At 39.4% G+C, this 11,497-nt stretch carries 10 protein-coding genes; 5 read left to right on the forward strand and 5 right to left on the reverse strand.

Annotated elements, in window-relative coordinates:
• Position 1: 1 nt before the first annotated feature.
• Together ACFQZJ_RS16420 and ACFQZJ_RS16425 are read right to left on the reverse strand one after the other, a co-directional pair.
• On the reverse strand, positions 2-1,546 hold the full coding sequence (locus ACFQZJ_RS16420; protein ID WP_379935966.1) for a glycine--tRNA ligase: 1,545 nt from the start codon (positions 1,544-1,546) through the stop codon (positions 2-4).
• Between the two features lie 37 nt (positions 1,547-1,583).
• Positions 1,584-2,480 (reverse strand): hypothetical protein, encoded by an 897-nt coding sequence (locus ACFQZJ_RS16425; RefSeq protein WP_379935967.1) that lies wholly within the window; start codon positions 2,478-2,480, stop codon positions 1,584-1,586.
• Positions 2,481-2,651: 171 nt separating this feature from the next.
• Between ACFQZJ_RS16425 and ACFQZJ_RS16430 the strand changes: the two genes are divergently transcribed.
• Together ACFQZJ_RS16430 and ACFQZJ_RS16435 are read left to right on the forward strand one after the other, a co-directional pair.
• Positions 2,652-3,227: a ComF family protein gene (locus ACFQZJ_RS16430; RefSeq protein ID WP_379935968.1), complete on the forward strand. Its 576-nt coding sequence runs from the start codon at positions 2,652-2,654 to the stop codon at positions 3,225-3,227.
• A 375-nt stretch (positions 3,228-3,602) separates the two neighbouring features.
• On the forward strand, positions 3,603-5,219 hold the full coding sequence (locus tag ACFQZJ_RS16435; protein WP_379935969.1) for an Ig-like domain-containing protein: 1,617 nt from the start codon (positions 3,603-3,605) through the stop codon (positions 5,217-5,219).
• Here ACFQZJ_RS16435 and ACFQZJ_RS16440 read toward each other — a convergent pair.
• Positions 5,203-5,979, reverse strand: coding sequence for an amidohydrolase (locus ACFQZJ_RS16440; protein WP_379935970.1), 777 nt, complete (start codon positions 5,977-5,979; stop codon positions 5,203-5,205). The two genes, ACFQZJ_RS16435 and ACFQZJ_RS16440, sit on opposite strands and share 17 nt — an antisense overlap.
• A gap of 92 nt (positions 5,980-6,071) precedes the next feature.
• Positions 6,072-6,551: an ankyrin repeat domain-containing protein gene (locus ACFQZJ_RS16445; RefSeq protein WP_379935971.1), complete on the reverse strand. Its 480-nt coding sequence runs from the start codon at positions 6,549-6,551 to the stop codon at positions 6,072-6,074.
• A 354-nt stretch (positions 6,552-6,905) separates the two neighbouring features.
• Here ACFQZJ_RS16445 and ACFQZJ_RS16450 point away from each other — a divergent pair, with 354 nt between their 5' ends.
• The 3 genes from ACFQZJ_RS16450 to ACFQZJ_RS16460 all read left to right on the forward strand — a co-directional run bounded on the left by ACFQZJ_RS16450 (position 6,906) and on the right by ACFQZJ_RS16460 (position 10,100).
• Positions 6,906-9,098, forward strand: a complete 2,193-nt coding sequence (locus ACFQZJ_RS16450; RefSeq protein ID WP_379935972.1) for a PAS domain S-box protein — start codon at positions 6,906-6,908, stop codon at positions 9,096-9,098.
• Between the two features lie 11 nt (positions 9,099-9,109).
• Positions 9,110-9,517 carry a response regulator gene (locus ACFQZJ_RS16455; RefSeq protein ID WP_379935973.1) on the forward strand — a complete coding sequence of 136 codons (408 nt, stop codon included), beginning with the start codon at positions 9,110-9,112 and terminating at the stop codon, positions 9,515-9,517.
• Positions 9,518-9,695: 178 nt separating this feature from the next.
• The gene (locus tag ACFQZJ_RS16460; RefSeq protein WP_379935974.1) at positions 9,696-10,100 is read left to right on the forward strand and encodes a response regulator; all 405 of its coding nucleotides are present in this window, start codon (positions 9,696-9,698) and stop codon (positions 10,098-10,100) included.
• A gap of 6 nt (positions 10,101-10,106) precedes the next feature.
• On the opposite strand, the gene ACFQZJ_RS16465 is transcribed toward ACFQZJ_RS16460, so the two are convergent.
• On the reverse strand, positions 10,107-11,495 hold the full coding sequence (locus ACFQZJ_RS16465; protein ID WP_379935975.1) for a DUF5689 domain-containing protein: 1,389 nt from the start codon (positions 11,493-11,495) through the stop codon (positions 10,107-10,109).
• Between the last annotated feature and the right edge of the window lie 2 nt (positions 11,496-11,497).

An 11,497-nucleotide genomic window follows, 5' to 3' on the forward strand; every position in this document is an offset into this window, starting at 1 on the left:
CTTATCCCATCTTCTTAAGCCAAGATTTCATGTCTACCGCTTCGTGAATGATGCTTTTTAAATCCGCTATGGCAACTCGTTCCTGTTCCATAGAATCGCGGTGACGTATGGTTACGGTTTGGTCCTCCAAAGTTTGGTGATCTACCGTTATACAAAAGGGCGTTCCGTTGGCATCTTGCCTTCTATATCTTCGGCCTACTGCATCTTTTTCATCATAAGAGACATTAAAATCCCATTTTAAGTCCTCTATTATGGTGTGGGCCACATCGGGTAAGCCGTCTTTCTTTACCAAGGGCAAGATTGCTGCCTTGGTCGGCGCCAATACAGCAGGAAGCTTTAAAACCGTTCTTGTGGTACCGTTTTCCAATTCTTCTTCCTGTAAAGAATTTGCGAATACCGCCAAGAACATACGATCTAGTCCAATAGATGTTTCCAACACATAAGGAACATAGTTCTTGTTGGTCTCGTGGTCAAAATACTGTAGTTTTTTACTGGAGAATTTTTCATGGCTGGCCAAGTCAAAATCAGTTCTGGAATGTATGCCTTCCAGTTCCTTGAATCCGAATGGGAAACGGAATTCTATATCAGCGGCAGCATCTGCATAATGTGCTAGTTTTTCATGGTCGTGAAAACGATAGTTATCGGCTCCCAAACCTAGGGAAAGGTGCCATTGCATTCGTTTTTCCTTCCAGATATCGTACCACTCTTTTTGTGTGCCGGGCTGAATAAAAAATTGCATTTCCATCTGTTCGAACTCCCGCATTCTAAAAATGAACTGCCGTGCCACAATTTCGTTCCTGAACGCTTTTCCGGTCTGCGCGATTCCGAACGGAATCTTCATGCGCCCACTTTTTTGAACGTTCAAAAAATTCACGAAAATACCCTGTGCCGTTTCCGGTCTCAGGAATAGGTCCATGGCACTTTCTGCATTGGCGCCCAATTTGGTACCGAACATTAAATTGAACTGCTTTACATCTGTCCAATTTTTAGATCCGGACATGGGGCAGGCAATATCCAATTCATCTATTAACGCTTTTACATCGGCGAGATCCTCCTTGGCCAAGGACTGTCCCATTCGTTTTAAAATAGCATCGCCTTGTTCCTTGTACTCCACCACTCGTGGGTTTGTAGCCAAAAACTGTTCTTTGTTGAACTTATCGCCAAAACGTTTGGTAGCTTTTTTTACTTCTTTCTCTATTTTAGAATCCAATTTACCTACATAGTCCTCAATTAAAACATCTGCGCGGTATCTTTTCTTGGAATCTTTATTGTCTATTAATGGGTCGTTAAAAGCATCTACATGGCCAGAGGCTTTCCATACGGTAGGGTGCATAAAAATCGCCGAATCCAAACCAACGATATTTTCGTTGAGCTGCACCATGGCTTTCCACCAATACTCACGTATATTTTTTTTAAGCTCCGTCCCGTTTTGACCGTAGTCGTAAACAGCACTTAGACCATCATAAATTTCACTGGATTGGAATACGTATCCGTATTCCTTTGCGTGGGATATAACCTTCTTAAAATTATCTTCTTGATTTGCCATGCGGCAAAAATAGAATTTTAACTAGAAAGAAGTAATATTATTTTAACTGAAATTCCGAAGAGGTAATCAGACGTTCGTCCTCAAACACATTAAGGGTATAGGTCCCTTCCTTAAGAGAACCTTCGGGAACGGTTATTACCTCGCAAACTGAGGTTTCAGTTCCTAAAAACATAAATTCTACACGTTTACTGTAAACATTCCCGTTTACAACAATAGTATTCGCATTATCCTCTATGATCTGTTTGTCCGGGTCCAGAAACTGGAAATAAATAACTTTTTCCGACTCTACCTCGGTATCATCTTTAAGAACGGTAACGCAACCTCTCAGCTTCTCTATCGTAGACGCTTTGTTGGTACCCACCGGTCTTGAACTTCGCATTCTAAAGCCACGCCCTTCGGCAAAATCCATATTCAAATAGCTTTTGGTCCTTAGCTTTTGATTCAGTTCCAATATTTTTCTACGTTGTAAAGCTTCCGCTTCGGCCAGAGAGCTACTATTGGCTCGCAATATCTCTACTTCCTTTCTTGTTTCCTCATATTTTTCGGTCAACAACATATTGTTGTATCGCAAGAAATTGTTTTTCAACCTTAGGCTATCGTTCTTGGCCTCTAGCCTTCTCAATTCCGATTTGAACTCCCTTAACTTATCTATGGTAAATGTTAACCTACCTACGGAATCCAATAATTGCTGTACTTTATATTTGGAAGTTTGAAGCTCTATATCATTTACCTCGTTCAATGTAGACAAACGGTCTACATCCGCTTTCATAAGCGTAAGGTCGCTTATCAAAATTTTCTTTTCCTTTTCCAAAAAGTCAATTTGGCTGGTAGACTGTGCATGACTGTAATAAAAGGCAATAAGAATACCAATTACAACCGCTACAAGAGCAGCGAGGATAATATTATAATTGAATTTGTTATCTTGACTATCCATTAAAAATTTGGTCGTTAAGTAGGTTAACAAAAATTACAGGAATTGCCCCATAACAAGCTATCAAATATAATAAACGATATAAACACTCTCCTATTGCCGCTACTATGTTTTGGATGTAATGCGCAATTATACAGAGGAGAGAAACATCTATGCACCGTTTGTCGACATCAATTGCCACTCACCGAGTACACCTTTAACGTTGAAAATCCGATAGACCGTATTTTTTATGGACGAATTAACATAAAAAAAGCAAATTCTTTTCTTTTCTTCACGGACCATGGCGTCGTAAAGAACCTGATCCATCACCTAAAGTATAAAGGTCAAGAGCAGATCGGTGTGTTGCTTGGAGATTGGTTCGGCCAAATACTAAAGGAAAACGATCATCTCCCAAACATAGATTACGTAATTCCCGTTCCCTTACATAGAAAGAAGCTAAGGAAAAGAGGCTATAACCAAAGTGCGCTGTTTGCCAAACAATTAGCTTTTCATATAAACAGTACGTTCAACGACCAACTACTTATAAAAACGGCCAACACGCGCACACAGACAAAGAAAACCAGATTAAGCCGTTGGTACGATAACCGATCACTCTACGAAATAACGAATGCCAACATATTGAAAAACAAAAATATACTGTTGGTAGACGATGTAATTACCACGGGTGCCACCATGGAGCTTTGTGCTACCGAGTTCAAAAAAATACAAGGAACAACCATATTCATTGCCAGTATGGCAGTGGTAGTTTGATTTTTTTTTCAACGTATCGATTTTTCCTTTACATACAGTTGCTTTGCTGTAACCCTAAGGGGTATAACGTCTAAAATACCCACAATATCTTTATAAAAAGGTAAAAGAGTGTTTGACATATACGGTTTACAAGTTAACGCATCGGCTACGCTTTTTTAGTACCAAGCAAAAACGCTTTTAACTACAATTCTATTTTTGATACTACCTTTTGTCCCATCTTTTTTCTAAACATCGGGCCTCACGGTAACTTAAATTTTCCTTTCCTAAAAGTAGCACAAAAGTAAAATTCATATAGCAACCTAACCTAGCCCTTTTAAACCCTTCTTGGTTTACTTTCTATTAAATATGTTGTTTCTTTGTGAGACAATTTCATCAATGTTACGAAGAATATTAGCTTCCTTTTTTGTTTTTTTCATGGCCTTGGCCTTTTATCAATGTGCGCGCAAAGGAACGCCCACAGGAGGCCCCAGGGATACTACACCGCCGGTTTTGATCAAAGCGGAACCAAAAAACATGACCGTCAATTTTAAAGCCCAAAAAATAAGGTTGTATTTTGATGAACTTGTAAAATTAAAGGATGTTCAGGAGCAGCTCATTGTTTCTCCACCCTTAAAATATCAGCCTCTCCTTACACCGCAGGGCGGAGCAAGTAAATTTGTTGATATTACCATTAAGGATACCCTTTTAGAAAACACGACCTATACGCTAAATTTTGGTCAAAGTATAACGGACAATAACGAAGGTAATCCCAATAGTTTCCTCACCTATGTGTTTTCAACTGGGAGCTATATAGATTCCTTGGAACTATCCGGTGCGGTAAAGGATGCTTTTAACAAAGCAGCGGATGATTTTGTAAGTGTAATGTTGTACCAGATAGATTCTGCATATACAGATTCTACCGTATACCAAAAACCGCCCAACTATATCACGAACACCTTGGATAGCACAGTTATTTTTAAACTTAGAAACCTTAAGGAAGGAACCTATGCCCTCATCGGAATCAAAGATGCCTCAAAGGACAATATCTTTGATCAGAAAGTAGATAAAATAGGTTTTATAAAGGATACGGTAACCCTTCCCACAGATTCGATCTACCTACTTAACTTGTTCAAGGAAGAGCCCAATTATGGGGTAACTGTTCCTTCGATGGCAGCAAAAAACAGAATTAGTTTCGGTTATTTTGGAAATGGAGCGGACATAAAAATCAACACCTTGACCAAATTACCCGATACCGTGGCCTCTATTGTTGTAAAAGAACGGGACAAAGACACGTTAAACTTCTGGTTTACGCCATTTGAAATGGACTCCATTCTTTTTACGGTTACTAATGAAAAATTAAAAGTAAAGGACACTTTTAACGTTAAAAACAGAAAAGTAGGGCTGGATTCCCTGTTGTTGAATCTTAACCAGAAAGGAACCCTACAATTTGACACCCCGTTAAGTATCCTTTCCAATACGCCATTAATACAAGCCGATAGTTCAAAGATCAATTTTATAAACAAGGATTCTTTACGTGTTCCCTACACCCTTGTTTTGGATAGTATAAAGAATAAATTGGATGTTGTTTTTGAACTGGAGGCCAACGAGAACTACAAAATGCAACTATTGCCAGGTACGGTACTGGATTTTTTTGGAAACACCAATGATACCCTGAACTATTCTTTTGGAACCAAAAGTCTTGCAGATTATGGAAATTTGCAGCTTAACATTGTCGGAAGCGCCATTGCATATCCAATTATCGTGCAGTTACTCAATGAAAAAGAGGAAGTGCAACGCGAAATATATGCCGAAGAAACACAACTATTTGAATTTAACAATCTGGATCCCAAAAATTATTTGGTACGGGTCATCTTTGATGAGAACCAAAACGGAAAATGGGACACCGGAAATTTTCTCAAAAGAATCCAGCCAGAGCGGGTAAGCTACTACCCGGGCGTGATAGAAATGCGGGCGAACTGGGAAAAAATCGAAACCTTTACCCTGAAAGAGTGAAAGCGTCCCTATCGTTCAAGAACCCCAGTTTTTGTCGGGTTTCGGCAATGTGGCTTTTAGATAATATTACTTCCAGTACCTCATCCTTATCGGAAAACAACACTTGTTCACCCAAAACATCGTACACTGCGGAATGCCCTGAGTAGGAGAGGCCGTTGGCATCCGTTCCAACCCTATTGACCCCTACACAGTAGGCCATGTTTTCAACAGCTCTAGCCTTTAACAAGGTATCCCAAGCACCTACTCGGGTTTTAGGCCAATTGGCCACGTAAAGGAGCACATCGTATTCCATGGTATTTCTACTCCAAACCGGAAAACGAAGATCATAACAGATCAAAGGACAAAACTTAAATCCTTTGTACGTTACCAAAAGCTGTTGGGTTCCAGGGGTATATTCCTTGTCCTCTCCTGCCAAGGTAAACGTATGCCTTTTATCGTACGTGGAAATGGTACCGTCCGGTTCAACGAAAAAAAACCTGTTGTAATTCTTTGCTCCCTCCCTATACACGATGCTACCTACAATAGCCGCCTTTGAATTTTGGGCCATTTGCTGCATCCATGCCACCGTAGCCGCATCCTCGGACACCGAGATATTATCGGGACACATCGTAAAACCGGTACTGAACATTTCGGGAAGTACAATGACGTCAACATCAGATGATACAGAACTGATCTTCTTGGCAAACTCCGTTCTATTCTCCTTAGGCCTTTCCCAGATAAGTGGTGCTTGTACCAGTGCTATTTTAATATTTTCTTCCATATAAACGGTAACTCATGAACATTCTATTTCCTATACTTACGTTTTTTTTCGACACGCTCTTTTACACACGCCAGAGAAAAACAATACATTTATTATCGTTTGGCTTCCAGTAAATCGATCAAGGTAGGGGAGCCTTGCAGCTTTGCATGGTCCAGCGCGGTGTTGCCTCTTGCATCCTTCACGGTTATATCTGCGTCCTTGGCCAAAAGCATCTTTGCAATTTCCGGTCTGTTAAAAGTTATGGCATAAATTAACGGAGTGGCACCCATGGTATTGCGCGCGTTCACATCAGCACCATTATCGATCAGTTTTTTAGCGAGCCCGGTAAATCCCTTGAAACAAACACCCATTAAAGCGGTGTTCCCGGTACCGTCCTTTTCATCTACCGCTGCTCCGTTCTCAAGTAAAAAATCCGTTATATCCGGGTAATCGTAATAACTAGCAAGGATCAAGGGCGTACTACCGCGTGAATCCCTAGCATTTATCAACCTAGGTTCGGTATCTATTAGCGTTCTAATGCCGTTAAGGTCACCTTTCCTTATTTGTTCAAAAAAATGGGTTGTATTTTCCATAGAATCAAGATATAAAAACTAATGCAAATTTCGGTAGTATTTTACCATCACTACAATAAAACGGGAAAGAAAAATCCAAAAAAATATAACCAAGCTATTCGTTTCTGTTTATAACAAATAATACGCGTAAACCCTACTAAGAACCCTAGGGAAATAAAATGTTACGTGAAAATACTACTTGTAACCAAGAATATAATGATTACCGGTACTCCTCTTCTGGCAAGAGAAATAAACGGCCAATAGTGCAGGCAAAAAAAAATATTACTTCGTACTTGCATAGGTATAATCAAGGATAAAAAGGTAAAAATGTAATTATTTTCCTACCTTTATTAAAGTTAATTAGAAAATCGCCATTTGAAAACCATTCCTACCACCCTTCTAGTAAAAGACTCTCTTGAAGCTTTAGCTATGTTGGACAACGAGCTAAGATTGGTAACTTGTTCCAACGCATTTATAGCCAAGTTTGCAACTGCTCCTAATAATTTAGAGGGTAAAAACATCCTTGATATTATTCCGTATACGCCCACAGCATTAAAACTGGCACTTGAAGAAAGTTTAACAGGTGTAAACCTTATAAATGCAGGCGAAAGATTTGTACTACCCAATGGGAGCGTTCAATGGATTAAATGGAAAATACAGTGTGTATTGGATGAATCAGGTAAGACAAAGGGACTCATGGTCATCTTGGAAGATATTACCAAAGATAAAAGGGAAAACGAATTACTGCTCCGCGCCGAACTGGTTTCCAGAACCGGTAGTTGGGAGGTAGATCTCTTACAGGATACACTGTTTTGGAGCCCTATGACCAGAATTATTCACGAGGTTCCAGAAGACTATATACCCACAATTGCCGGAGGTATAAATTTTTACAAAGAAGGCTATTACAGGAATCTTATATCGGAATTGGTAAATGATGCCATAGTAGAGGGCAAACCTTGGGATACGGAACTCATCATTGTTACAACAACAGGCAAGGAAATTTGGGTAAGGGCAAAGGGAGAATCCGAGCTGGTAAATGGGAAATGTATTCGTATTTCAGGAACGTTCCAAGATATAGACGAAAAAAAGAAAATAGAACTTAAATACAAGGAAACGGCCGAGCGATTAAAAATTGCTACGAACACTTCAAAAATAGGGATTTGGGATTTAAACATTGAAGAAAATGTGGTCGTATGTAATGACAATATGTACTCCATGTACAATATTCCTATGGACTCTTCCAACCTATTGGACGAATGGATGAAAAGAATTCATCCGGAAGACCTAGAGCGCGTACAAGAAGAGTTAAATGCTACCATAGCCGGTGAAAAACCTTTTAACTCTCAATTTAGAGGAGTACAACCCGATGGTAATATCATCTATTTAATAGCTTACGGGGCGGCACAAAAAAATTCCTTAGGTGAAATTGTGAAAGTAATTGGAGCTAATTGGGACATCACCGAACTTAGAAGTACCCAACTTAAGCTTGAACGAAATAAAGAATCCTTTCTTGATACCTTTACCAACTCTGCTATTGGAATGGCTCTTATAAACTTAGAGGGCGAATGGATCAGGGTAAACAAAACAATCTGCACCATTTTTGGATACACCCAAGAAGAACTTGCAAAGACCACCTTTAAGGATATTACCTATCCTGAAGATTTAGAGATGGGATTAGTCCTATTCCAAGAAATCCTGAATGGAAAACGCGACAGCTTTCAGTTGGAAAAAAGGTATACCCATAAAACCGGTAGAATTGTGTATGCCGTAGTAAATGTAACCGCAGCAAAAGATATAAATGGCCAATTATCCCATTTAATAGCTCAAGTTATGGACACTACCTCCACAAAAACAGCGGAAAAGCGGCTGAATTCCCTTTTACAGGTAACAAAAGTACAAAACGACAGCCTTCTTAACTTTGCCCATATTGTCTCCCATAACCTACGCTCCCACTCCAGCAATATGTCTATGTTAACGAAATTCCTTTTAGAAGAGAATGACGAGGAAGAGCGCCAAAACATGATACGCATGCTAGTAGATGCCACCGATAGTTTGACAGAAACCATACAACACCTCAACGATGTGGTGCAGGTGAAAACAGATGCTACTGAAAACATGAGGTCCGTGAATCTGTTGCACATCCTTAACCAAATAGAAAACAGTATCAAAGGCCTGCTCACCCAAGAAAACGCCAAGACCCATATCAAGGTTTCAAAAGCTCATAATGTTAAGGTAGTTCCCGCCTATCTGGAAAGTATTCTATTAAATCTATATACAAATTCCCTAAAATATCGTTCCCCTTTCAGAGAACCCATATTAAATATATCTTCTTCAAAAAGGGGGAATACTATTCTAATCGAATTCAACGATAATGGCCTAGGAATAGACTTAAAAAGACACGGGGCCAAGCTATTTGGAATGTATAAAACCTTCCATAAACACAAAGAAGCAAAGGGGATAGGGCTATTTATTACAAAAAATCAAATAGAATCCATGAACGGTTCCATTACCGTTGAAAGTACCGTAGATGTCGGCACTACCTTTTTAATAACATTAGAACAAGGATAAATATTCCAGGTATGAACAAAATAAAAAACTGCTGTATCATAGATGATGACCCCATTTTTATTTATGGCACCAAACGCATGATGAAAGAAACCAATTTTTGCGACTCCATTACGGTTTTTAATAATGGTGAAGATGCGTTGCTAGGATTAACCGAGATGCTTCAAGTAACACATGAACTTCCACAAGTTATTTTTTTGGACCTAAATATGCCCATTATGAACGGGTGGGAGTTTTTAGATGAGTTTATTAAACTGCCAAATAATTCGTTAAACAAAACAGTGATTTACGTCATTAGTTCCTCTGTTGATCCTAGGGACATAGAAAAAGTAAAAGAATATGAACTCATAAGCAATTACATACTAAAACCTATTACTCCCAACGATTTTGAAACAATACTAAACTCTCAACTTGTACAATAATTAGGTTTTTATCATCACAAATAAATAGAATTACTCATTTTTTGTTTAGCCTTTCTCGGGAAATGGTGGGGAATATTCTAGCTATAGATCAACAAAACCAAAAACATCTTTTACTTCATAAGCAATTATCCTAGTTTTGTTACCTAATAGTGTAAAGTAGTTACTTTAACCATTACTAATGGAAGCATACCACACGTGTTGCATAATCGATGATGACGAGTTTTTTGCCTTTAACGCAAAGCGACTTATCATAGAATCTGGCTTTGCAGAAAACGTTTTGTGGTATTCTGATGGTCAACGTGCCATAGATGGATTGGTCGGTTTATTGATCGAGGATATTCCTCTTCCTGAAATTATTCTTCTTGACTTAAATATGCCCAATAAAAACGGTTGGGAATTTTTAGATGAATTCTCGGTTTTACCACTAAAACAAAGAGAAAATGTACGTCTTTTTATCGCATCCTCTTTTGTAAGTCCAGAATTCCTTGAAAAAGCAAAGGGCTACGACCTTGTTCTAGAATATATTGTAAAACCATTGACCAAGGACTCGCTACAAAAAATCTCTACCTTCAAAAATAAATAAGTTCAACTATTCTCGAGTTCCAGGGGTATAATCATCAGGAGCTATTTGAGGGTCATTACCTGTTCCCTGACCACCAGTATCGTTTAACACGACCCATTCCGCAAACGTATAAGAAGTTTTTCCGCTGTTGACTTCCTGTTTTCTGAATGCCCTGCCATCTTCAAATTCATGGTTCGTTCCGGAACCATCAATGCCTATAACACCAAAAACATCGATTACAGTTCCGAAAGGATCAATAAGCTCAAAATTATCATCTCCATTTGAATCTGCGGGAGAATTACTCCCCGCGGTGATATCGGGCAAAAACCCATAAACCTTTAAAAATTCATCGGCATCTGCCGCTGCGACCAAGGTAGTGTTCGCTTCTATCACATAATCGGATAGATCCAAACTAGAACTGATTTCCAAAGATGTGTTGGTATACCTAGCTATTTGCCAACCCTTCAAGGACAGGGCGGAGTCGGCCGCATTGTATATTTCTATGAACCTTGCCTTGGCATTATTGCTCGGATCTGCAAACTCTGTAAAGAATATAGATAGCGAGGTAAATTCATCGATAACATCTTGGCAACGCTCATCGGTAAAATCGATATCGTCAAGGTCTCTGATCTGTATATAAAAATCGTCGTTTTCCTTGATCAATACTCCCGTAATACTGCCGCTGCCACTAGGCAAAACATCTGCCTGAAAATCAGAAAAACCACTGTTTCGCATTTCTATTTCATTGTCGTTACAATCCACCAGTATTCTAGTCGTTTCCTCTCTTTCCACCGCAAAGGGCAGTCCTAAATCGCTTTGGGAGAACTCCACGTTTTTTAGCTGTACCAGTGTACCCCCAACATTTTCGGAGAGTTCCGATAGGTTTATGGGGGCAGGCACAATCATCTGCCTAGCCCCACAGGAAACAAACAGATGCTCGAACACCGCATTGGACGGCAATCTTCCTACGGATATATTACCAAAAGAAAGAAACACACCCCCTATCTTATATACTTCTTTGGATTTACCCAAATAAAGCCCTTTTAGTTTGATGTGTATTTTATCGCCCACGGCAAAAAATAAATGGGAATCCCTCAAGTCTATTTCTATCTGAAATGCTTCGGTAGGATCGGCCGGTGTATCTTGAAAATGAAGTACACCAAAAAAATTACCAGTAATATCCGAAGAAACAACATAGCCGGCTATGATGAGGTCTTCCTGTATTTGAACGGTTTCGCCATCATATAGGTTTCTTACATCATCAAAGCTGGCGTTCACCACTAAATCGGAGTTACAAGCGGTCTCCAAGGGATCAAAATCCCTATTTTTCACACAACCAGCCATTAACAGTAAAAACACGAGTACCTTAACAAGTAGGGCGTGCATTCTGGTTACAGGTTTACTTCTTTGCTCCATCG

It is taken from the genome of Maribacter chungangensis (assembly GCF_042676845.1).
GTDB classification, from domain to species: Bacteria; Bacteroidota; Bacteroidia; order Flavobacteriales; family Flavobacteriaceae; genus Maribacter; species Maribacter chungangensis.